The organism is Halonotius pteroides (assembly GCF_003605635.1).
Lineage (GTDB): Archaea > Halobacteriota > Halobacteria > Halobacteriales > Haloferacaceae > Halonotius > Halonotius pteroides.
Genome location: NZ_QMDW01000012.1, coordinates 46,082 through 66,460, shown reverse-complemented (window position 1 = coordinate 66,460; position 20,379 = coordinate 46,082). Strand labels below are relative to the sequence as shown.

Here is a 20,379-nt window from a genome sequence, read left to right as displayed (position 1 = left end):
TCCTGTTGAAGATAGGAAACGGTTTATCGGGTTTCTATCAGGATGGGCAGTACAAAATGGACGGCGCGTATACAGCAGACTACGGTGGCTCATCGGTGAGCCACTGCACAGCTTCATGAAACTTCAGAAAATACTGACGCTCAATATCATCAGCCGTTGATTGTTCTGTGACGCTATCAAGTGTCATTTTCGTGACCACATGCTGAGTAGCCAAGGCCGCGATTTTGTCAACCCCAGCGACCTCGGCCTTTGGGCCCCAACTTTCGGCGCTCCAACGGATGTCGGATTTCGGCAACGGTGGGTGATCCCGTGTATCGGCCAACACATTTTGACAGCCAGTCTCATCAACTGCAGTAATAATGCTATCCATATACTTCCGAAATTAAGTTTCTCCAGGGTAACCGGTCATCTTTGAGATAACGATATTGGTCTCATCATCGTATTCAACGGTCGCAAAGTCAGCTTCAAAGTATCTGGTGGTCATGTTTATTACTCTCGGTCATGTGTGTCCGTAATAACACTGTGAGACACTTCATACCCAATGTTAAGCTGTAGACAATTTGTTCTTGTCAAAAACCAGGCTCTTGCTAAGCATAGTGAAACACACATATATTATTTCTGCCAGGATATATGTTACAAAATTAACCTCTATAGTTAGCACTCCGAACAGTCCCATATCACCCTTCAGATGACTGTTTCACCAGCGTCGCCAAGAGCGGATCAACTACCGTTCCGGTTGGTCGTCAGTCCCCGCGGTTCCACGCAGCCGGGCGGGGAGGAGCCCGCGCAGGAGCCCTACGAGAACCCGTTTCGGGTCGAGAACGTAGTGTGGGAGGATGACCATCGCCACGCCGACGCCGAGTAACGCGGCCCCGACGACCGCCTCGCCGGCTAAGAGCTTCGTGACGCCGAAGTTGGCGACCGGGATAGCGAAGACCAGCGTGGTCGCAAGCCCAAGTAGATCAAGGATCCCGAGTTGCATTTGCCTCCGGTACCGCTGGCAGCAATAAAAACACGCCGACTGGCGGACACAACCGCTATCCGTCCGGATCGCCTCCCTCTGGTATGTTCACCGGAATCGTCGAAACCGCCGGCGAGGTCGTCGCTGTCGACGCGAACGCTGACGGCCGTCGCCTCCGAATCCGCGCCTCGGGGCTTGCCGATCTTGCACACGGACAGTCGATTAGTGTCAGCGGTGTCTGCCTCACAGTCGAGGCCTACGGCGATGTTAACAGCGACGGTGGTAACGACGTCGACAGCAACGGCGACGGCGCGACCGCCGACGAGCAGTGGTTTGAGGTTTTTCTTGCGGCCGAAACGGTCGCCAAGACGTATCTCGGCGAGGTCAGCGCCGGCGACCCCGTCAACATCGAGCGCGCCCTCGCCGCCGACGGGCGGTTTGATGGCCATGTCGTTCAAGGCCACGTCGACACCGTCACCACGATCGAGGCGATCGAACAGGTCGGCGACGACTGGCGATTCACGTTTATGCTTCCCGATGACTACGACCAGTATATCGTTGATAAGGGCTCGATCTGTCTCGATGGGATCTCGCTCACCGTCGCCGAGATCGACCACGATGCCGGGACGTTTGAGGCGGCGATCATTCCAACGACATACGAGCTCACAACACTGCAGGCCAAAGCTGTCGGCGATCCGGTTCACGTTGAGGTTGACGTGATCGCCAAATACGCCGAAGGGATGCTAGAGGGGTACCAGTAGCTGCTCACAGGTGGGCCCACCGTTGGAGATCGGCAGGCTCAGTTGTGTAGTAGTAGGTTACACCGCCGTCGGAGACGGTGTACACCGAGAGATCCGGATCGTAGATCACGCGCTTGTTCGCATCGATACCGACGTTAACCAGATCCTCGATCGAGGTGACATAGACGAACTCGTTGTCGGAATCCAACAGAAGCTCTCCCTCCGAGATCCACTCGCTGTACTGGTTGTGGGCGATCTCCCTGCGAAGTGCTTCCTGATCGAGCCGGGGAGCGTTTGCGCCGACCGCACCGCCGCTGGCAACCGCGACCACGCCAAGGATCGCCAGCAGCGCGACAAGCTGCATGTTCGGTTCTCCCCGCACAGGTTCACTCGGGCCGGTTGGCCCGGTAGCCCCGCTTGTATTGGTTGCTGCCGGTTCGATGATTCGGGTCTGCGTTTTCGAGAGAGTGACCTGCTGGTCGCCGGTGAGCCAGTAGGCGTCGTCGTTGGACTCAAGCGATGGGGTTACGTTGACCGTCCCGCTGTAGACCGTCCCGTTGATCGGCTCGGTGCGGTAGTCGACAGTGAGTCGCAGTGAGGTGTTGAGTGCGGTTATCGACTCCGGGTATTCGGCAGCGACCGCCTCGGCGGGGCCCTCAAGATCGTCACGGACATCGAACGTCCGACGGTTTGTCACCTGCCCATCGGTGACGGTATCCTGCCGATACATGAGTAACCGACTGTTCGTATCGATCGTTTCGTTCTCCTCATCACCACGATCGGTCGTGATCGTTTCCTCGCGAACGAGCCTTGTTGTCAGCTCGACAGCTACGTCTCGGGTAGTGTTGGCGGTGACATTGAACGTCAGTTCAGGTGTATACTCATAAAAGTAGGCCGGCGCGCGGGTGAGCACCTCATCCTCCTCGTAGGCCTGCCAACTCGGCCCGGAAATCGTCGGCGATAACTCCCGAGAACCGGTCTGTACAACCGCGCTGTCGATCAGCTCAACATCGAGACCGAACGTCTCGAAGCTCTCGGTTTCAGGCTGGGGGTCGGGCTGTGGATCGGGCTGGGGGGCCGGCTCCTCGACCGGTGGTGTCAGGAGAACGTAGCCTGATCCTAGGAGCAACACGATCCCAAGAACGACAAAGCCGACCGTGAGTGGCTTGCTGTTGGCCGCCACCTGGAGTTTGAGTCGCGGGAGCATCACCACCCTCCTGATCGTCTCGACGCGACGTGGCGTTGACACTTGCTGTGTGGCGAGTGTGCGGCCGGTCGGCGGGACACAGCGCGGTGAAACATGACGAGGGTGTGGGTGCTACACAGAACGACAGGTGTGCGTGCTTCCGTTTCCGATCACAACCGCGGGCTACAGTTCACGCTCGGCGATGTACCCTCGTCGACACTCCGGACAGATGTCGCCGGCCCGCATCGACGACGCACCGGCGTGGCGGCTGAAGCCACACTCCGGGCAGTAGAACTCGGTGTTGATATCATCGACAGTCGGCTCATACAGCGATGCCTCGCCGGCCTTTGTGAACTCCTCGTCGACTGGCTCCTCGATCACATCCTCGGTGTCGGTCGGCTCGTCGTCGACCGATTTAGGTTCGACCTCGGGGGTAAACCCACCGCCGAACGTAACGTCGTCGGGCTGTTGGTCAGGCGGCGTTTCGGCGTCGTATCCCTCGTCGTCGCCGGACTGTTCGGGCCACTCACCGGTTGTTGACGACGAATCGGTGTCGTGGTCGGGCCACTCGCCGGGCTCGCGGTCGGTCGTCTCCCCGGTGGCCGCCTCGCTTGACTCGTCGTTGGATGTTGAGAGAATGATCCCGTCGTCGTCGGCCGCCTGCACGTCTTGGTCGTCGGCATCGTCGCTCTCGTCGGCCGTTGTTGGTGGCGTGGTTGACTCCGTGTCTTCGGTTGCGTCTCCAGTCGTCGGCTCCGACTCTGTTGGGGGGTGTTCAGACTCGTTGTCGGTATCCAATAGCTCCGCGCCGTCGCCTGCTGTGGTGTCGGCGGCGGCCGCAGTGTGTGTGCTCTCAGCCGACGAATCGGCACTCGGTGTCGGCTCCGGCGTGGTTGTCTCGGCGGCGGCTGCGGTCACCCCCGTATCAGCGGTAGGTGGTGCCGGTGTGTCGTCATCGGTTGTCGTCGATGCGGCGTCACCGCCGGCCGTGGCTGTCTCGCCGGTCGCTGCTGTTGTGCCGGTATGTTCGGCCGTTGCGGTGGTTCCGGTGGTCGACGGCTCGCTGTCGCCGGCGGTTTGGGCGAGCTGTTCGATCGAGGTAACCTCCTTGTTCTCGCTGACCGTCTTTGTGTACCCACACCGACTACAGGTCTTTTCCTCGCTGACCGTGATGACGACTTCCTCGCCGTCTTCCTCACGCTCACGTCGTAACTCGGGCTCATCGAAATCGTGGCCGAGCAGACACCGGAGTCCCATTACCGTTCATACCGAACTACTCAACTAAAAGCTACTCCCTCTGTCTGCCGCTTGTCTGACGCTGTCGCCTGCGTGGGTCGGTCGCTGTCGGCGATTTTCTCTGTTTCATGCGCAGTGTTGATCCTTCCGGCGGTAGATGTAAACCGATTCCGACAGTAGAGACTACTGATGGGAGCCAAGCCCGCCTACCGGGATCGTCCGGCCGCTGAGGTCGGGATCCTCGACGCGCTCGTCGACCGCGCCGACGAGGGAATGACCGTTCTCGAACTCCGGGCGGCCGTTGACACCGATATCGACCGCATTGAGTCGGCGCTGGCCGCACTCAAAGACGACGGGCTGATTGTTGTCAACGACGAGAATGGCACCATTCGGATCCACCCAGCCGACAAGGTGGTTCCCGACCCTACCGCCGATGTCGACCCTGACGACCCCTCGCTGCTCGATGTGCTCCGCGATCGGTTTGGGCTGTAAGCTGTCGCGGTTTCATCGTCTGTGCGTCGATCTGTTCGCCGTTGTTTTACTCCCCCGGCGTCTTCGCCTCTGTATGACACTGTCGGGAGCCCACCACGACGACCTCGGGGCGACATACCTCGACCGCGGCGGTCGGCAACTCGTCGCCCACTACGGCCGCCCCCGCGTCGCCCATCGGGCGGTTCGCAACGGGGTCGGCGTTATCGAGTTGGGGTACGGCATCGTTTCGGTCACCGGCGACGACCGGATCGAGTACGTCGACAACGTTGTTACCAACCGCGTTCCCCCAACAGACGGTCGGGGCTGTTATGCCTTCGTGCTTGATCCACAGGGCAAAATCGAGACCGACTGCTACATCTACAACGCCGACGAGCAACTACTGTTGTTTACACCGCCCACACAGGTCGACGCCTTGGTCGCCGACTGGTCGGAGAAGATCTTCGTTCAGGATGTCGCCATCGATGACGTATCGACCGAGTTCGGTGTGTTCGGCATTCACGGCCCCTCGGCAACCGAAAAGGTCGCGTCGGTGCTCAACCACGCGGGCGCGCCGGAGCCGGAACTCCACTTCGACCGCGGCTCGATGGGCGATGCCGGCGTCACGGTCGCCGCCAGCGACAATCCGACCGGCGAGGACGGCTACACGATCATCTGTGGAGCCGACGACGCCCCTGGTGTCTTCGATACGCTTCTCAACCACGGACTGAACGCCGCGCCATTCGGTGAGCAGACATGGGAGACTCTGACCGTTGAGGCCGGCACGCCGCGGTTCGAAGCGGAGCTCGATGGTGTGCTGCCGAATACGGTCGGTGCGCGCCACGGCGTCGACTTCGAGAAAGGTTGTTTTATCGGCCAAGAGGTCGTCTCGAAGGTCGAAAACCGCGGTCGACCAAGCAGACGCCTGATCGGACTCAGTCTCGACGACCCATGTGCGCCCGGCGACGAACTCTACACCGACGGCGACGCCGTCGGCGAGGTGACCCGGGCGATCGACAGCCCCTCGCTGGATACCCCGATCGCGCTCGCGTTCTGTGCTAGCGATGCTATCGACGGCTCCTTCACCGTGTACTCGACAGCCACGGAAGGTGCCGATGGCGACGACCCCCACGAGGACGCGTCCGGCGTTGCGGTCGACGCCGATCGCGCCGCGTTACCGGTTGTTGGCGGTAGTGCGACCTCGCTGCGCTGTCCGACATACTAATCTCCCCGGTTGTCGGTCGCCGAAACCGGCTTATCGGCCTGCTCCCTATCGGTGGCTATGCCATCGACGCTCGTCCATATCGCGGTCGCGGGCCTTCTCGGAACGGCCCTCCTTGGGACGGGTTTTGACCGCCGGGCGATCCTGACGGTGATGGCCGTCGCTGCGGTTCCGGATCTTGACACGCTGCTTGGTATCTGGCTGCCCGGGGCTCACAGAGCGTATCTTCATACCCTCGTTTTTCCGGCAGTACTCGCGGCCGTGCTCTGGTGGGATACCGCCCGCCGCTCGGAGTCGGCGTTGCGCCGCCGATACGGCGACCCCGGCGTTCGGGTCGCGTGGGTAAGCCTTAGTGGGATGGTTGTCGCCCACAGCCTCTATGACGGCGCTGTCAACGGTGTGAATCTCTTCTGGCCGCTGCAGGATCGGTTCTACGACCTGTCAGGTCACCTTCTGTACTCCACACAGCGCGGTCTGTTGCAGACGATCGTTGACACGGACATGTTCCACGGAACAACTGCCAACACCCACTACTACACCGGCGTTGATCCGAGCCGTGGCACGGAGCCAAAAAATGTCGAGCGGATCTTCCATCTGGTACAGTCCGGCGAGCGGCTGTTGTTGACACTCGCCGGGTTCGGCGTCGTCATGATACGGCTATGGGGGTCTGATGGGGACTGACAACACTACCATCGGTTGTAGTAACACGCTGTTGAGCTATCCGACGGATGTCAGAAAGCAGGATGCTCGATATGGGATTTGAACCCATGTCCTCGGCTCGAAAGGCCAAGATGATTGGCCGGACTACACCAATCGAGCGCAGCAAATTGATAGATGACGTGGCCATACATAAATCTCATCAATCACGGCCGGGATGTGTACCGATTCCACACCCACAGTTGGTGTCAACACTCCGGCGACTGTCGGGTGATTAGTCGACGCGTTCGGCGAACGCAAAGCTTGGTTTTATATCCGTGATCTCCACCTCAACGGTGTCGCCGGTCGTTGTGTCGGGAACGAAGACGGTAAAGCCGTCTATATCTGCGACGCCGTCACCCTCCTCGCCGACATCGACGATCTCGACATCACGGGTCTCGCCGACGCTGATCGGCGCGGTCAGCCGGTGTTTCCCGACGAGGTAGACCTCCGAGGAGCTATCCCGGGAGGCCGCAGGGTTCATCGTCTGGACGTACTGGAAGCCGTCTTCGATCTCCTCGCGGAGTGCGTCGAGGTCTTGGCCTTGGAACACCTTCGTCACAAGATCACCGTCGGTCGCCAGCACATCCTCGGCGACCCCGAAGGCTTGCCGAGCGAGATGCACTGAGCGGGCGTGATCGAGATCGTACTCGCCGGTCATATTCGGTGCCATATCCGAGATGACGAGATCCGCGCCGCCCTCGCCGATCGTCTCGCTGAGACTGTCTTTTGTTCGCTCCTCGGTCATATCTCCCTTGATCGTCTCGATTGCGCTGTGGTCAAGCTCCCTGATGCGCTGGAAGTCGACGCCGACGACGGTGCCGGTTTCGCCGACCTCCTCGGCGGCAACTTGGAGCCAACCTCCAGGGGCGGCCCCAAGATCGACGACGGTATCGCCGTGGCTCAGGAGATCTGCCCCCCGATCAAGCTGTTTGAGCTTGTAGGCCGCTCGCGTGCGGTAGCCCTCCTGTTTGGCGCGGTTGTAGTATTCGTCTTTGCGGCTCACAGGTTCCACCTCGGAGTCGGCTTCTCACGCGCGTACGTGACCGGATTGGCGAGTGTGTCCATATCCGAGCCACGATACGCAGACGCAAAGACGTGCCGCACTGTGGGTGGCGATATTTTATGCCCGTGACACCCATCTGGGTAGTCGACGGATGGACACCACACATCGGGTTGTCATCGACGACGCCCGCGGGCTTGCGGGCCTTGCTGACAATAGCGTTGAACTCGTCGTCACCTCCCCGCCGTACCCCATGATCGAGATGTGGGACGAGCTGTTTACCGATCTTGATCCGGCCGTCGGCGACCACCTTGCTGCGGGCGACGGCGAGGCCGCTTTCGAGGGGATGCATGCAATCCTTGACTCCGTCTGGGACGCCCTTGATCGGGTGCTCGTCGACGGCGGCATCGCCTGCATCAACATCGGGGACGCGACCCGAACGCTGGACGGTGGGTTTCGGGTGTATCAGAACCACGCCCGGATCATCGACGCGCTCACCGCCCGTGGCTTTGAGCCACTCCCCGAGATTATCTGGCGGAAACCAACAAACTCTGCGGCGAAGTTCATGGGCAGCGGGATGGTACCGCCTAACGCTTACGTCACGTTAGAACACGAGTACGTGCTGCCGTTCCGCAACGGTGGCGACCGCCGATCGTTTCAGCCCAACGCGGAGCCACGGTACAACGCCGCGTACTTCTGGGAGGAGCGCAACCGCTGGTTTTCCGACCTGTGGACTGACCTCCGGGGGGTAGAGCAGTCACTCGCCGCCGCCGAGCTCCGGGATCGTTCCGCGGCCTTCCCGTTCGGGCTTCCCTACCGCCTGATCAATATGTACAGCGTCTATGGTGACACCGTCTGTGATCCGTTTTTTGGCACCGGCACAACCGGGCTGGCAGCGGCCGTCGCCGGCCGCAACTCCGTCGGCTACGAGCTTGATCCGGCGTTCGGCTCGGTTTTCGAGGCCCGGATCGACGACGCACCCACTCTCTCCCGGCAGGTCATCAGCGATCGACTCGCCGCCCACCGGGAGTTTGTCGCCGCCGAACGCGACGCCGGCGAGACGTTCAGCTACGATGCAACCCACTACGACGTGCCTGTTCGCACCAGCCAAGAGCAATCACTCCGGTTGTACGCGGCCGAATCGGTGGAACCGACCGATGGGGGGTATCGGGTAACACATACCCCATTCGATGACGACGATGCGGGTGCGGACGCTCCTTACTAAGTTGTCTCCGTCGACGCCGTCGGCTCCGGCCAACGAATCCCCCAGTACCGATCGTCGCGGGAGCCGATCTCGAAGCCACAGGCGTCGTAAAATGGCTGTACCTCCTTGTCGAACCTAGCGGTCAGCGGCCGCGGTGTAACGTGGTTGGCAGCCGCTTCGATGAGCGTCCGACCGATCCCGCGGTCGCGTCGTCGCCGCTGGACGGCGATCGCTGTGATCCCCACCGGATCCGTATCGTCGTCGACAGCGACTCGCTTCTCGTCGCTTGCCGGCGAGTAATCGAGGGCGATCGCCCCGACTGGTGTCTCCCCGCGGGTGGCGATGAGAACCGCTCCGTCTGTTCCGGTGAGTTGTCGACTGAGGCGGTCGAACTCAGTATCGAGCATCGCGGCGTCGAACAGCCGGACAACGGCGAGTCGGTCTGTCGGATCGCCACGCCGGATCGACACCTGGTCGCTCATCTACACATTGCGCTCAAGCTCTAAGAGAAGGCTGTCGACCGTCGGGCGATCCCCGGGTGCGTCACCGACATAGGAGTACACCAGCCGTGGCTCCTCGCCGCGGCGGTCGATGATCACCACCAGCGGCATCCGGCCGATCAGATCGTGGAGCCTGCCAAGGACGCCAAAGCGGACGGGTTGGCCGAACCGGTCGGCGGTTCTGCTATCGGGATCGGCCACGACCGGAAACGGGAGGTCGTAGCTGTCGGCCCACTCGGCGGCTCGCTCTTTTGACTCCGGCAGGATCGAGACGATGGCTGCATCGTGTTGGCGGAACTCGTTGTAGCGAGCGGCGACCTCGCTGGCCTGTGTTTGGCAGTTGCTACAGTGAAAATCGCGGTGAAACAGGAGAACGACAAAATCGGCATCGACCTGATCGACGCGGAGCGGATCGGGCCCCGGCCCCCCGTTTGGGAGTTCGATAGAGAGGTCTGTCGGCGTCGAGTACATACCGGCCGTAGCGAACGCCAGAGTAAAAATACTCCCGTCCCGACGCGTCAGCCGGGCTAGATCGGTCTGTTACCCGCCTTTGATCAGCCTGACGACCCGTACCGTTTCGGCCCCAACGGACTGGTCTTCGGGGACTGGGCTGCCGCCGACAAGCACCGACACCTCCTGTGGGCTGTAGTTGATCGCTGCCAGCAGGTCAGCGTAGGTTGCCCCGTTGTCAATGCTCACCTGATGGGTGGTCTCACCGACGACCTCGACGGTCACGTCCATACCACAGCTATCGCCGGCGACTGCGAAAAGTTGTCGACTCCTCGTGTCGTGTACCGAGTCGGTCTCGGGGTGTTTATCTGCCTCCCGGCCGCCAACTACAGTATGAGCGACGCCGACGCCACGGGGGCCACCGGCCGAGAGATCTGGATCGAAAAGTATCGGCCACAGACCCTCGACGACATCAAGGGCCAAGCCGACATCGTCGAACGCCTCCAGAGCTACATCGACCAACACGATCTCCCGCATCTCCTCTTTTCGGGTGGTGCGGGCATCGGCAAAACGACCGCCGCAACCGCCATCGCCCGGCAGGTCTACGGCGACGACTGGCAGGGCAATTTTCTCGAACTCAACGCCTCTGACCAGCGCGGGATCGACGTGGTGCGCGACCGGATCAAGAACTTCGCGCGGGCCTCCTTCGGCGGCTACGACTACCGGATTATCTTTCTTGATGAGGCAGACTCGCTCACAGATGCGGCGCAGTCAGCACTACGCCGGACGATGGAGCAGTTCTCTGACAACACTCGGTTCATTCTCTCCTGTAACTACTCCTCGAAGATCATCGACCCGATCCAATCGCGGTGTGCCGTCTTCCGGTTTTCGCCGCTGTCGGACGAGGCAATCGCCGCCCAAGTCGACGAGATCGCCGCCATCGAAGATATCGAACTCACTGACGACGGCCGGGAGGCCCTGGTCTACGCTGCGGGCGGCGACATGCGGCGGGCGATCAACAGCCTCCAGGCCGCCGCCACGACGGGTGAGATTGTCGACGAGGAAGCGGTTTATCTCATCACCTCAACGGCTCGGCCTGAGGAGATCGAGGCGATGATCACTGATGCGATCAACGGTGATTTCGCCAAATCGCGGGCGACACTCGACACGCTGCTGACCGACACCGGGATGGCCGGCGGCGACATCATCGACCAACTACATCGATCGGTGTGGGATCTCGGCATCGACGAGCGGGCGGCCGTCCGGTTGCTGGAGCGGATCGGTGAGGCTGACTACCGGATTACCGAGGGCGCGAACGAACAGGTGCAGCTTGAGGCACTGCTGGCGTCGCTGGCGTTAGACGACAGTTGAGCCGGAGCGTCAGGCCTCAGTAACAGGAATCACCACGCCGTCGTCGCGTTCGTCCGTACTGTCACTGTCGTGTTGAGCGTGATCGTTGTCGACCGGCTGGCCACCGTCGGACAGGAGTTTCCTTCCGCCGCAGTCGGGAACCAGCGAGCCGGCGATGTAGCCGGCCGCACCGCCTAACCCGCCGCCGATACCCGCCCCGAACGGGCCAACTTTTCCGCCGAGTGATGCACCGATTGAGGCACCAGCCGAGGCACCCATCTTCGATTTGTTCTTGCTCGATCGCATGCAACATGGGTAGGTGATTGCCAGCAATGAACATTGGGTCGGCTCCAACGTGGCCGCTGGCTACATACCGAGCGCAACTGTCTTTTCGCCGTCGCGCGTCGTTTTGACTGGCCGATGACGACACCACCGCTCCGAGGCGGGGTGGCTCCTGTCCGTGACGAGCCCTATGAGTGCCGAGGCCACCGACTTACCGGCACCGTCCGGAAAATATACAAACTTTTCGGCTCTGTTTGAATTCTCAGTAGGTGATATATCTCCGGGGCCATGCTGAGTGAACTGCTCCGGGGTCAAGCCCCGGAGCTTCTTCCCGTGGATTGGTCGGACACACCCGACACATCATCGGTCTGGTGGCCTTGAGCGGTGTGGTGGGTCACGGTCGGGCCGTCCACAGGCCCCGATGCCTGCCGTCGCAACTCCCACTTCCGCACCTGCGGGAGTGTGTTGAGAGCAGGCACATTTCGATTGTCTTGCTTTCGTAGCCACTTCTGCGCGACACTCACACCAGCACCACGGTCGGCGTGGTCTTGGTGTTCGCACTCACGACATTTGAATCGCTTTTTATCCCGGTTCGCCCGTTCTGTGTGTCCACACAGCGGGCATTGCTGGCTGGTGTACTCCGGGTCAACGTCATCTGACGGAATACCGCACCACGCGGCTTTGTAGGTAATAAAGTCGCGGAGTTTGGCGAAGGGGAGTGAGTGCAGACGGCGGTTCATGCGTGTCCCGTACTCGATGTCGTCTCTCATGTCCTTGAGGTCTTCAAAGACAATCACAGGACTGTCGAACCGCTGAATCCACTCGACCACGCGCCGTGACACAGTATGTAGCTGGTCGTGAACGAACCGTTGTTCTTTGTCGCGGAACACGTCGTTGAATGCAGTCTGTCCAGCCTCTTGCATCCGTTTCCGCATCGTGAAGTAGTGGTGTCGTTCCTCCTTAATTTCTGGATAGTCGATGACAACCGAATCTTCGATACCGCTCTCGGTCAGTGCCGCCAGTGCAATACAATCTTCGTTAATATCGACACCGACAACGGTTTCTGCCGTTGTCTTTGCACTGACTTCTGCGGTTTCGTTCGTGACGGTGACGTGCAATTCCTCGCGTCCGTGTCGGACGAGAGCTTCGGCAGTGCCAACGTGCCAGTCATCGTCTTTCATCGCCTGCGTGAGCAGGTCGAACTGGTCTGGAGTGCCACGAAGCTCACCTTTGACGTGGTTGTACGGTTTCGCTGAAATGCGGAACCGTACCGTTTCGTCTTCGAGAAAGAGGTTGTAGCCTTCGCCGTAGTTCATCCGCAAGGGGAACGTTTCGTGTTTGTACCACGGGCGTCCCCAGTCGTCGTTGTCGTAGTAGTTGTCGAGTGCGTCGAAGGCTTTGTCGATGATGCGTTGTGCGGTGTTCTGCACGAGTTCGGCATTCTGCTCAACAACGTCTTCAATCCTGTCCCAGTCCCATCCATCGTAGTTGAGACGTAGCACCTCGTTGAACACACGGCGACACTCCAAGCGAGCGTCGTGAAGCAGGCTCTCGTTACCACTCTGCACATCCAGCGGAAACACGAGCGTCTTGGTGAGAGCCTGTGCCTGTGTCATTCTTGGTCGTTTACCCAGTCTTGGACAAGTTCACGCACGACTTCTGATTTCGGACGTTCAGCGTCGATGCATTTCTTCGAGAACTCCTTGTACAAATCGTCCTCGAAGTCTACAGTGAGGCGTTTGGTCATCTCTACGGTATATACTTAGATACGCTTATACTTAAGTTTTTAGCATGACTCTAGCCGATATGGGCGAAACACGGTCAAATCACACGGTGTACAACATCAACTACCACTTCGTGTGGTGTCCGAAGTATCGTCACTCAGTGCTTGATGAGATAGAACAGTCGTTAGAAGCATCGTTCAGAGATGTTTGCGGCGAGTACAATTATGAAATACTCTCATTGCATATCTCACCAGACCACGTTCACCTATTTATTTCAGCACATCCGAAACATTCCCCAAGCGAGATTGCACGGAAAATCAAAAGTATCACAGCCAGAGAAATGTGGCAGCAACACGAACACCTCTTGGAAAACTACTTTTGGGGTGGTGGTTTCTGGGAAGAGTCGTACTACATTGGAACGGCTGGTGAGGTATCTAGCCAGACGATTGAGCAGTACATTGAGCGAACGGAACACGTCTAATGGAGCTTACGGCATTCACCCTCGGGGTCAAGCCCCGAGGCACTCTGCCTGCTATCTCTGTAGACCGACCGCTAAAACCCGACACCGTGTTAGTTCATAGACGGAGGCGGCGCATCGTTTTATGCGTCCAGACCATATAAAATAGAACAGATGCGGGTCTCAAGAGAGCTTCCGGCAGGACGCAGTTCAGCGGTTTCACTGCAGGTCGATCACGTCGCGGGTGGCCGAACAGAAGGAACATCGACAATACACTGTAGTGATATCGAAGGAACCGAACTGCGGGTAGCAGTTCAGGAGCCACCGGCCACCGACCTGTCGTTGGAAACGGGTGGGTGGTACCGGTTCGACGGGATCGTCCGGCCGGACTCCCTCGACGCGCAACTGCTGTTTCCGTCCGGAGATAGGAGCGTCGAGCGTATCGAGACACCGGAGCGGCAGACACCTCCACCACCGGCCGAACTCGACGACCCGTGGCTGATCCAGTTGGGTGCGAGCGACGAACTGATCGCCGTCACAGTTCAGCCCCGGCCGTCGAACCGGACAGAAAGCATTCGCGTCGACGACCCGGGGACGTTCGAGATCGGTGCCGTCTGTTTTGCATACTGTGACCGCCCCGGTGAGGCAACGGTGTACCATCGCGAGGAACCGGCGACGCGAGACGAACAGCTCCTGCTTGAGCACGTTGTCGAAGATCTGTCCGAAGCGAAGGGGGCAACGCTTGTCACCCGCGGGAACGACCACGCCCCTCTCGACATGCTCTTTCACCGTCTCTCGCGGGCATCAGGCGGTGATGTCGTGCCAACCGGTGCTGAGCGGGTGTTGGACGACTGTTTCCATGCAATCCCGGAGAGTGTCGCTACCAGGACAGGGGCCGACACACTCGCTGATGTGGGTGACCACTCTGACACAGCGGCCAACCAAGTGATGCTCAGCGACCACGACATCGGGGCTGACCCGGTTGTCTGGCGAGAGGACTGGGAGATCGACGCCACGGCTCTCTCAGATGTGTCCGACCCCCGGATGACTGACCGTGATTACGCGACGCTCGTTGAGTGGTATCTCGGTGCCGAGGACGGGCCGGTCGACCCGGCACGACTCGCATCTTGCCTGAAAGCCTACGCGAGTAGCGACCTCGATCTGCTGTGTGCAGCCGTGGCCGACGGCGCGATGGATCGCTACGGTTGTCCACGGCTCTCCGGTCGCCTTCCCGAACAGTAATCAGAAGCCCTGTTTTACGCCGCCATCCCAAGGGTTGCTCCGGGGCGGTCGAGCTTCGCGCGGCGGTCGCAAACGGTTCTCGCGGCGGCGAGTGCAGTATCGCCTCGTCAGTCGTCTGCGACGACGCTATCCTCCCACCCTTCGCTGTGCACGCGCTCGTCGGGCCCGCCGAGTTCGGCCAGTCGTTCCTTTGTCTGGACGACCATTGGGGGAACCCCACACACGTAGAAGTCTCGCTCGGTGAACTCGTCGAACAGGGCTTCGAGGTGATCCTGTGCGTATCCGATCCGTCCGGTCCATTCCCAGTTGGGATCCGAAAGGACGAATGTCAGTGCAAGGTTGGGATTGTTCGCCGCCAGTTCGTTGAGCGTCTCCCGGTGGATGATCGTCTCTTCTCGCTTCTCGCCGAGGATGATATGGGCGTGGCCTGTGCCCTCGCGTAGATACTGCCGGAGCATCGCCATCATCGGCGTGAGGCCTGTGCCGGACGCGATGAAAGCGACATCGCGGCTCGGCTCGCCCAGCGACAACGCGCCCTCTATCGGGCCGATTTCAACCGTATCGCCCGGTCGCTTCTGGTGCATATACGAGGACGCCAGCCCGTCGTCGTAACGCTTGATCGTCAGTGCTAGCTCCTCGCTGCCCGGAAGGTTTGTCGGGGTGTACGGTCGGACGATCCGTTCGTCACCCGACTCAAACCGGATTGTCGTGTGCTGTCCCGGACTGTATTCGAACTCGTGGTCGGGAACCCGCAGACGGAATCCTTTCACGCGAGGTGTGATCTGATACGTGTCAACGATTGTTGCTTCGTGTGGCATGATGAGATTGAACGCTGTGTGGTGCCGACAGGTGTGGTCTTCACCACTACGCTAAACGGATCGTGTCGGGACACGGTGTGTTTCGCAACTGGTAGCCCCGTCAAACGTTGTGCCTGCCCTGCGGAGGCGGCCCGATGTGGGCCAAGTGGAACGGTTCGATGGAACTGCTGCTGCTGAAATCGTACACTGCTGGAGTGCCTGTGATCTGATATATCTATGATAGAGATGCACACGCATAAACAGCGCGGCTGCTCGGTACCATTAAAACGCAGCATCGATTGTCCGAACTTCCCTGCGGTGGGGGCTGAGCAAAGCGAAAAAAGATGCTGAGCGGATTAGCAATATACCGTCTCTGTGGCTTCCACACGTTACCATGCTGCTTCAGTTCGAACTCGCACTCGTCGGATTTGTGCTCTCGTTGCTCACCTTTGTCGGACAGATCGTCCTTGTGATCTGGACGTACAATGACGCCACCGACAACAGCAGCCACCCGGCGGTTCTGTGGACGCTCGTGGTGTTGTTCGCGCCGTTACTTGGGGTGGTGCTGTATCTGTTGTTCGGCCGCGATCAACGCTGAGCGGTCGCGGCGGCAACCGTCACCGCTCAGGGCACATACCAGATCCCGCGCTCGCGATCCCACAGCGAGCCGACGACAACGTGTGGCAGCGCGATGATACTAATAAAGATACTCCAAAACGCGACCGCGCCGGCCAGCAACGTGCTGTCGGCAAACGGGTTCGGCACGGCCCAGTAGACAACCGCCAACACGGCGACCGTTGCCATCGCGCCAGCGACCAACAGCCCCCAGGCGCGGATCGCCGTCGTCGTCGGGTCGTCGCCGCCGAGAAGATCCCACCGGTCGTTGCCGACCCCGGCGGTGTCGACGCTTTGGGCGCGGGCAACCTGCCGAGCGGAGTACCACAGCGGGAAGTAGAGCCCGACGGCGACAACGACCGGGACGACCGCGAAATACGCCGTCAACAGCAGGCTTTCGCCGGCATCAACGAGCCACGAGCGACCGCCACCCCGCAGGTAGCCAAGCCCGATGTGAGCGACCAGTGCCAGCCCGTAGCCGCCGGCGATCACCGGCCGTGTCACGTGAAAATACGCCGCATACGGGGCGAGCCCGCCCGGCTCGACGAGGCCGACCATGAGCGCGCTAAACGAATGAAACGTCTCGGGCCAGAAGACGATAGGGACGAGCATCACGCTCCCGCCGCGGACGCCGGCCGCCAGCAACCGCTGGGCTCGCGTCCGCAGGTGGTCGGTGCCACTGGTCACATCGAGCACCCTCACGCCGCCGAGGCCGCCTTTCGCCATCGCTACGGTGACCGCAAGGGTCAAGCCGGCAACCGGCGCGACCAACAGCAGGCCGAGAAAGCCACCGACAGCCGCGAGATACACCCCGACATACCGCCACCGAAACTCCGGGCGTCGTCGCCGGAGGTTGGCGACGTGTTCGTAGCCGCCGTGGGGGAGGTTGAGTGCGATCATCCCCACGAGATAGCTAATCATCTGGGCTTCCATCGGCACCGACAGCCCGGCTGCGGCCAGCGTCGCGAACGTCACGGCAACTACCAGCAACGCGGCCCGTGAGAGCAGCAGCGACGGGTGATTGTCCGTTCGGTGAGACAGTCGGCTGATCGCCCGCGCACTGAGCGCGCTCATGCCACGTTTGTGAGGAGTGTTCACATATAAATGGGGTCGCGTAATCCTGCGAGCTGGGAACGCCCGGCGAGCCGATACGGGGGCCGCCCCATGAGCCGATATGGGCAGCAGCCAGCCACAGCAGGCGACCGTTGTCGGTGGCGGGTTCGGCGGCCTCGCGACGGCAGCCTTCCTCGCCGACGCTGGGGTCGACGTACAACTGTACGAGCAACACGATCATCTCGGCGGCCACGCGGGCGTGCTCGAACGCGACGGGTTCCGCTTCGACACCGGGCCGTCGTGGTATCTTATGCCCGACGTCTTCGAGCGATTCTTCGACCAGTTCGACCGGCAACCGAGCGACTACTACGGGCTCGAACGACTCGACCCACAGTATCGCGTCCACTGGAAGGACGGCGACAGCGTCGACGTTGCGCCGAACCGCGCAAATATTCACGATATCTTCGAGTCCTACGAGGATGGCGCGGGGGCGGCCTTGGATCGGTATCTCGATACCGCCGCGACAAACTACGAGCTGGCGATGGAACGGGTGCTGTATGCCGGCCGCGAACGACTCCGGGATTATCTCGATCCGGCGTTGATCCCGATGCTCCCCCGACTTCGGCTGTTCGGCACGATGGACGACTACGTCGCCCGCTATTTCGACCATCCAAAGCTCCAACAGCTTCTGCAGTACACGCTTGTGTTTCTCGGTGGCGCGCCGCACAACACGCCCGCGCTCTACAGCATCATGGCGCATGTCGATTTCAACTGCAACGTGTTCTATCCTGACGGCGGGATTGCCGGCGTCGTTGACGCGCTGGCGACGCTGGCCCGCCAGCAGGGTGTCGATATCGAGACCGGGGTGACTGTCGAACAGCTCAGTCCAACCAGCGATGGCCTCAACGTTGAGACCGACCGCGGCACTGACCACAGCGAGGTCGTCGTCAGCAACGCCAACCCAGCCTACACCGAACGCGAGTTGCTCCCGCCGGCCGCCCGCGACCACGGCCCTGGGTACTGGGACGACCGAACCTACGGCCCCGCAGCGTTTATGCTGTATCTCGGCGTCGAGGGCGACATCGAGCCGCTGGCCCACCATACGCTCGTGTTGCCGACCGACTGGGACGCCCACTTTGAGCACATCTTCGACGACCCAGCGTGGCCCGACGAGCCGGCGTACTACCTCTCTGTGCCCTCACTGACCGATGACACGGTTGCTCCCGACGGCAACCACGCGGTCGTCATCTTGGTGCCGCTGGCACCCGGATTAGATGACACCCCGGAGCGACGGGCGCAGTTCCGCGACCAGATCCTTGCCGACCTGGCCGCCAACACGGGCGTCGACCTCCGCGACCGCATCGTCGTCGAGGAGACCGCCTGTGTCAGCGATTACGCCGACCGGTTTGGTGATCCACAGGGAACAGCCCTCGGCTTGGCGCATACGCTGTGGCAAACCGGGCCGTTCCGGCCGGGCCACCGAACCGGCGTCGACGGACTGTACTACACCGGCGGGTTCACCGCACCAGGGATCGGGATGCCGATGTGTCTGCTCAGCGGCGAACATGCCGCTACCGTCGTGTTAGATGATCACCCGGCACTCACTACCGACGCGCCGGCTGCCGACTGATCTCACGCTGGCGGACGCGGCGGCGAACGCAACCGCTTGACCGTCGATGCAGAATTCGTCAGTTGTCGAACCATCGAGAATAAAAAATATGAGTTATCAGTGCGGAGCACAACAGCCGACGTAGCGGCGGTAGATCCACTCATGTCCGGTAAATACGACCTTGTGATCGTCGGCGGCGGTATCAGCGGCGCGTCGCTGCTGTACACGACCGCGATGTTCACCGATATCGACTCGATTGCACTGATCGAAAAGGAGCCGCAGCTCGGCGCGATCAACTCCGACCACACCAACAACTCACAAACCCTGCATTTCGGCGACATCGAGACCAACTACACGCTCGAAAAAGCCGAGGAGGTCAAGGAGGGCGCGGAGCTACTCGCGGGCTATCTTGAACACCACGACCCTGACCGCGAGATGCACTCGAAACGCAGCAAGATGGTGTTGGCGGTCGGCGACGAGGAAGTCCCCAAGCTGGAATCCCGCTACCACGAGGAGGGCTTCGGCGACCTCTTTCCGAAACTCCGGCCCATCGAACGCGAGGCGATCGCCGACATCGAGCCGAAGGTCGTCGAGGGCCGCGATCCCGACACAGACCTGCTCGCGCTTCAGACGCCCGACGGCTACGTCGTTGATTACGGCGAAACGACGAAATCGTTTGTCGAGGCGGCCCGCGAGGAGGCGGGTGTCGACGTGTATACCGACACAGAGGTCACCGACATCACGCCGACGCTGGATGGCCATACCATCGCCACCGATTCGGGGCGCTTCGACGCCGACGCGACGGTCGTTGCCGCCGGCTCCCACAGCCTCCAGATCGCCAAGGAGCTCGGTTACGGCGAGGATATGTCGCTGCTCCCGGTCGCGGGAAGCTTCTTTATCGCCGACGACCAGCTTTTGAACGGCAAGGTCTACACCCTGCAGATGAAGAAACTCCCGTTTGCCGCCGTTCACGGCGACGCGGAGGTACACGACGACTCTATCACCCGGTTTGGCCCAACGGCGAAGGTCGTCCCCGGGCTCGAACGCGGCCGGCTGTCGTCGGTACCGGACTTTTTCGACGTGTTCGGTTTCACGCCGGCAGCGTTCCTCAGCTACGCCAACATCATGGCCGACCGGATTCTCTTGCCGTTTGTTCTCGAAAACCTACTCTACGATCTCCCTGTCATCGGCCGCAAGCAGTTCCTCCCACACGTCCAGAAGGTCGTCCCGACCGTCGAGTTGGAGGATATCGAACGGGCGAAGGGGTATGGTGGGATTCGCCCACAGATCGTCGACACCGCCAACAAATCGCTGGATATGGGCGAGGCGAAGATCGTCGGCGACGACATCATCTTCAACATCACGCCCTCACCCGGCGCATCGACCTGTTTGAAAAACGCGATGCGAGACACCCATACCCTGATTGACTCCCTTGAGGGTGACTACGAGTTCGACGAGGCGGCCTTCCGCGAGGCGACCATCGGCCACTTCCCGCGAGCGGAACCCGACGAGAACACAATTGAGGTCGACGCCGTCGATTCCGCAGCAGCCGACGACTGATCGCCACTCCCGTTTTTTCCAGCG

24 protein-coding genes and 1 tRNA gene are annotated in these 20,379 nt (G+C 60.8%); 11 read left to right on the top strand and 14 right to left on the bottom strand.

What is annotated here, in order from left to right; translation table 11 throughout:
• Window positions 1–79: 79 nt before the first annotated feature.
• Together DP106_RS09735 and DP106_RS09730 are read right to left on the bottom strand one after the other, a co-directional pair.
• The gene (locus tag DP106_RS09735; RefSeq protein WP_120084981.1) at window positions 80–370 is read right to left on the bottom strand and encodes a hypothetical protein; all 291 of its coding nucleotides are present in this window, start codon (window positions 368–370) and stop codon (window positions 80–82) included.
• Window positions 371–724: 354 nt separating this feature from the next.
• Window positions 725–982: a DUF7533 family protein gene (locus DP106_RS09730; RefSeq protein ID WP_120084980.1), complete on the bottom strand. Its 258-nt coding sequence runs from the start codon at window positions 980–982 to the stop codon at window positions 725–727.
• 83 nt (window positions 983–1,065) lie between these two features.
• Between DP106_RS09730 and DP106_RS09725 the strand changes: the two genes are divergently transcribed.
• Complete coding sequence (locus tag DP106_RS09725) at window positions 1,066–1,722, top strand: riboflavin synthase (protein WP_120084978.1); 657 nt, start codon at window positions 1,066–1,068, stop codon at window positions 1,720–1,722.
• A gap of 4 nt (window positions 1,723–1,726) precedes the next feature.
• Here the strand turns inward: DP106_RS09725 and DP106_RS09720 are convergent, their stop codons facing one another.
• Window positions 1,727–2,950: a DUF5305 family protein gene (locus DP106_RS09720; RefSeq protein WP_165857865.1), complete on the bottom strand. Its 1,224-nt coding sequence runs from the start codon at window positions 2,948–2,950 to the stop codon at window positions 1,727–1,729.
• Window positions 2,951–3,070: 120 nt separating this feature from the next.
• Window positions 3,071–4,144 (bottom strand): DUF7093 family protein, encoded by a 1,074-nt coding sequence (locus tag DP106_RS09715; protein WP_120084976.1) that lies wholly within the window; start codon window positions 4,142–4,144, stop codon window positions 3,071–3,073.
• Between the two features lie 168 nt (window positions 4,145–4,312).
• Here DP106_RS09715 and DP106_RS09710 point away from each other — a divergent pair, with 168 nt between their 5' ends.
• The 3 genes from DP106_RS09710 (at window position 4,313) to DP106_RS09700 (ending at window position 6,494) form a co-directional block, all read left to right on the top strand.
• Window positions 4,313–4,615: a DUF6432 family protein gene (locus DP106_RS09710; RefSeq protein WP_120084975.1), complete on the top strand. Its 303-nt coding sequence runs from the start codon at window positions 4,313–4,315 to the stop codon at window positions 4,613–4,615.
• Between the two features lie 73 nt (window positions 4,616–4,688).
• On the top strand, window positions 4,689–5,816 hold the full coding sequence (gene ygfZ, locus DP106_RS09705; RefSeq protein WP_120084973.1) for a CAF17-like 4Fe-4S cluster assembly/insertion protein YgfZ: 1,128 nt from the start codon (window positions 4,689–4,691) through the stop codon (window positions 5,814–5,816).
• A 57-nt stretch (window positions 5,817–5,873) separates the two neighbouring features.
• Window positions 5,874–6,494, top strand: coding sequence for a metal-dependent hydrolase (locus tag DP106_RS09700; RefSeq protein ID WP_120084972.1), 621 nt, complete (start codon window positions 5,874–5,876; stop codon window positions 6,492–6,494).
• 63 nt (window positions 6,495–6,557) lie between these two features.
• Here DP106_RS09700 and DP106_RS09695 read toward each other — a convergent pair.
• Both DP106_RS09695 and DP106_RS09690 read right to left on the bottom strand, forming a co-directional pair.
• A tRNA-Glu gene (locus DP106_RS09695) sits at window positions 6,558–6,632 on the bottom strand.
• Between the two features lie 112 nt (window positions 6,633–6,744).
• Window positions 6,745–7,515 carry a 23S rRNA (uridine(2552)-2'-O)-methyltransferase gene (locus tag DP106_RS09690; protein WP_120084971.1) on the bottom strand — a complete coding sequence of 257 codons (771 nt, stop codon included), beginning with the start codon at window positions 7,513–7,515 and terminating at the stop codon, window positions 6,745–6,747.
• Window positions 7,516–7,666: 151 nt separating this feature from the next.
• Between DP106_RS09690 and DP106_RS09685 the strand changes: the two genes are divergently transcribed.
• Window positions 7,667–8,737, top strand: coding sequence for a DNA-methyltransferase (locus tag DP106_RS09685; RefSeq protein ID WP_120084970.1), 1,071 nt, complete (start codon window positions 7,667–7,669; stop codon window positions 8,735–8,737).
• Here the strand turns inward: DP106_RS09685 and DP106_RS09680 are convergent.
• From DP106_RS09680 to samp2, 3 genes are all read right to left on the bottom strand, one after another.
• On the bottom strand, window positions 8,734–9,198 hold the full coding sequence (locus DP106_RS09680; RefSeq protein WP_120084969.1) for a GNAT family N-acetyltransferase: 465 nt from the start codon (window positions 9,196–9,198) through the stop codon (window positions 8,734–8,736). The two genes, DP106_RS09685 and DP106_RS09680, sit on opposite strands and share 4 nt — an antisense overlap.
• On the bottom strand, window positions 9,199–9,687 hold the full coding sequence (locus tag DP106_RS09675; protein ID WP_120084968.1) for a peroxiredoxin family protein: 489 nt from the start codon (window positions 9,685–9,687) through the stop codon (window positions 9,199–9,201).
• Window positions 9,688–9,756: 69 nt separating this feature from the next.
• Entirely contained in the window at window positions 9,757–9,957 is a 201-nt protein-coding gene (samp2, locus tag DP106_RS09670; protein WP_120084966.1) for a ubiquitin-like small modifier protein SAMP2, read from the bottom strand.
• 102 nt (window positions 9,958–10,059) lie between these two features.
• Between samp2 and DP106_RS09665 the strand changes: the two genes are divergently transcribed.
• Complete coding sequence (locus tag DP106_RS09665; protein WP_120085008.1) at window positions 10,060–11,037, top strand: replication factor C small subunit; 978 nt, start codon at window positions 10,060–10,062, stop codon at window positions 11,035–11,037.
• A gap of 9 nt (window positions 11,038–11,046) precedes the next feature.
• Here DP106_RS09665 and DP106_RS09660 read toward each other — a convergent pair whose 3' ends face one another.
• From DP106_RS09660 to DP106_RS09650, 3 genes are all read right to left on the bottom strand, one after another.
• The gene (locus DP106_RS09660) at window positions 11,047–11,322 is read right to left on the bottom strand and encodes a hypothetical protein (protein WP_120084965.1); all 276 of its coding nucleotides are present in this window, start codon (window positions 11,320–11,322) and stop codon (window positions 11,047–11,049) included.
• 287 nt (window positions 11,323–11,609) lie between these two features.
• On the bottom strand, window positions 11,610–12,914 hold the full coding sequence (locus DP106_RS09655; protein WP_120084964.1) for an RNA-guided endonuclease TnpB family protein: 1,305 nt from the start codon (window positions 12,912–12,914) through the stop codon (window positions 11,610–11,612).
• The gene (locus DP106_RS09650) at window positions 12,911–13,045 is read right to left on the bottom strand and encodes a ribbon-helix-helix domain-containing protein (RefSeq protein WP_119821545.1); all 135 of its coding nucleotides are present in this window, start codon (window positions 13,043–13,045) and stop codon (window positions 12,911–12,913) included. The genes DP106_RS09655 and DP106_RS09650 overlap by 4 nt, the downstream gene beginning before the upstream one ends.
• A 59-nt stretch (window positions 13,046–13,104) precedes the next feature.
• Between DP106_RS09650 and tnpA the strand changes: the two genes are divergently transcribed.
• The gene (tnpA, locus tag DP106_RS09645; protein WP_120085006.1) at window positions 13,105–13,503 is read left to right on the top strand and encodes an IS200/IS605 family transposase; all 399 of its coding nucleotides are present in this window, start codon (window positions 13,105–13,107) and stop codon (window positions 13,501–13,503) included.
• Between the two features lie 150 nt (window positions 13,504–13,653).
• Window positions 13,654–14,721: a hypothetical protein gene (locus DP106_RS09640; RefSeq protein WP_120084963.1), complete on the top strand. Its 1,068-nt coding sequence runs from the start codon at window positions 13,654–13,656 to the stop codon at window positions 14,719–14,721.
• Between the two features lie 107 nt (window positions 14,722–14,828).
• On the opposite strand, the gene DP106_RS09635 is transcribed toward DP106_RS09640, so the two are convergent.
• Window positions 14,829–15,539 carry a ferredoxin--NADP reductase gene (locus DP106_RS09635; RefSeq protein ID WP_120084962.1) on the bottom strand — a complete coding sequence of 237 codons (711 nt, stop codon included), beginning with the start codon at window positions 15,537–15,539 and terminating at the stop codon, window positions 14,829–14,831.
• A 373-nt stretch (window positions 15,540–15,912) separates the two neighbouring features.
• Here DP106_RS09635 and DP106_RS09630 point away from each other — a divergent pair, with 373 nt between their 5' ends.
• Complete coding sequence (locus DP106_RS09630) at window positions 15,913–16,116, top strand: PLDc N-terminal domain-containing protein (protein WP_120084960.1); 204 nt, start codon at window positions 15,913–15,915, stop codon at window positions 16,114–16,116.
• Between the two features lie 26 nt (window positions 16,117–16,142).
• Here the strand turns inward: DP106_RS09630 and DP106_RS09625 are convergent, their stop codons facing one another.
• Window positions 16,143–17,207, bottom strand: coding sequence for a Brp/Blh family beta-carotene 15,15'-dioxygenase (locus DP106_RS09625; RefSeq protein ID WP_120084959.1), 1,065 nt, complete (start codon window positions 17,205–17,207; stop codon window positions 16,143–16,145).
• A gap of 100 nt (window positions 17,208–17,307) precedes the next feature.
• Here DP106_RS09625 and DP106_RS09620 point away from each other — a divergent pair, with 100 nt between their 5' ends.
• Both DP106_RS09620 and DP106_RS09615 read left to right on the top strand, forming a co-directional pair.
• Complete coding sequence (locus tag DP106_RS09620) at window positions 17,308–18,816, top strand: phytoene desaturase family protein (RefSeq protein ID WP_120084957.1); 1,509 nt, start codon at window positions 17,308–17,310, stop codon at window positions 18,814–18,816.
• A gap of 141 nt (window positions 18,817–18,957) precedes the next feature.
• Window positions 18,958–20,355, top strand: a complete 1,398-nt coding sequence (locus DP106_RS09615) for an FAD-dependent oxidoreductase (protein ID WP_120084956.1) — start codon at window positions 18,958–18,960, stop codon at window positions 20,353–20,355.
• Window positions 20,356–20,379: the final 24 nt, after the last annotated feature.

Bases quoted from the DNA above. Each gene is read 5' to 3' on its own strand.
- DP106_RS09655 (WP_120084964.1), bottom strand. From the start codon at position 12,914: ATGACACAGGCACAGGCTCTCACCAAGACGCTCGTGTTTCCGCTGGAT.
- DP106_RS09710 (WP_120084975.1), top strand. From the start codon at position 4,313: ATGGGAGCCAAGCCCGCCTACCGGGATCGTCCGGCCGCTGAGGTCGGG.
- DP106_RS09680 (WP_120084969.1), bottom strand. From the start codon at position 9,198: ATGAGCGACCAGGTGTCGATCCGGCGTGGCGATCCGACAGACCGACTC.
- DP106_RS09635 (WP_120084962.1), bottom strand. From the start codon at position 15,539: ATGCCACACGAAGCAACAATCGTTGACACGTATCAGATCACACCTCGC.
- DP106_RS09735 (WP_120084981.1), bottom strand. From the start codon at position 370: ATGGATAGCATTATTACTGCAGTTGATGAGACTGGCTGTCAAAATGTG.
- DP106_RS09715 (WP_120084976.1), bottom strand. From the start codon at position 4,144: ATGGGACTCCGGTGTCTGCTCGGCCACGATTTCGATGAGCCCGAGTTA.
- DP106_RS09685 (WP_120084970.1), top strand. From the start codon at position 7,667: ATGGACACCACACATCGGGTTGTCATCGACGACGCCCGCGGGCTTGCG.
- DP106_RS09700 (WP_120084972.1), top strand. From the start codon at position 5,874: ATGCCATCGACGCTCGTCCATATCGCGGTCGCGGGCCTTCTCGGAACG.
- DP106_RS09630 (WP_120084960.1), top strand. From the start codon at position 15,913: ATGCTGCTTCAGTTCGAACTCGCACTCGTCGGATTTGTGCTCTCGTTG.
- DP106_RS09620 (WP_120084957.1), top strand. From the start codon at position 17,308: ATGGGCAGCAGCCAGCCACAGCAGGCGACCGTTGTCGGTGGCGGGTTC.
- DP106_RS09660 (WP_120084965.1), bottom strand. From the start codon at position 11,322: ATGCGATCGAGCAAGAACAAATCGAAGATGGGTGCCTCGGCTGGTGCC.
- ygfZ (WP_120084973.1), top strand. From the start codon at position 4,689: ATGACACTGTCGGGAGCCCACCACGACGACCTCGGGGCGACATACCTC.
- DP106_RS09675 (WP_120084968.1), bottom strand. From the start codon at position 9,687: ATGTACTCGACGCCGACAGACCTCTCTATCGAACTCCCAAACGGGGGG.
- tnpA (WP_120085006.1), top strand. From the start codon at position 13,105: ATGGGCGAAACACGGTCAAATCACACGGTGTACAACATCAACTACCAC.
- DP106_RS09730 (WP_120084980.1), bottom strand. From the start codon at position 982: ATGCAACTCGGGATCCTTGATCTACTTGGGCTTGCGACCACGCTGGTC.
- samp2 (WP_120084966.1), bottom strand. From the start codon at position 9,957: ATGGACGTGACCGTCGAGGTCGTCGGTGAGACCACCCATCAGGTGAGC.
- DP106_RS09725 (WP_120084978.1), top strand. From the start codon at position 1,066: ATGTTCACCGGAATCGTCGAAACCGCCGGCGAGGTCGTCGCTGTCGAC.
- DP106_RS09650 (WP_119821545.1), bottom strand. From the start codon at position 13,045: ATGACCAAACGCCTCACTGTAGACTTCGAGGACGATTTGTACAAGGAG.
- DP106_RS09625 (WP_120084959.1), bottom strand. From the start codon at position 17,207: ATGAGCGCGCTCAGTGCGCGGGCGATCAGCCGACTGTCTCACCGAACG.
- DP106_RS09665 (WP_120085008.1), top strand. From the start codon at position 10,060: ATGAGCGACGCCGACGCCACGGGGGCCACCGGCCGAGAGATCTGGATC.
- DP106_RS09640 (WP_120084963.1), top strand. From the start codon at position 13,654: ATGCGGGTCTCAAGAGAGCTTCCGGCAGGACGCAGTTCAGCGGTTTCA.
- DP106_RS09615 (WP_120084956.1), top strand. From the start codon at position 18,958: ATGTCCGGTAAATACGACCTTGTGATCGTCGGCGGCGGTATCAGCGGC.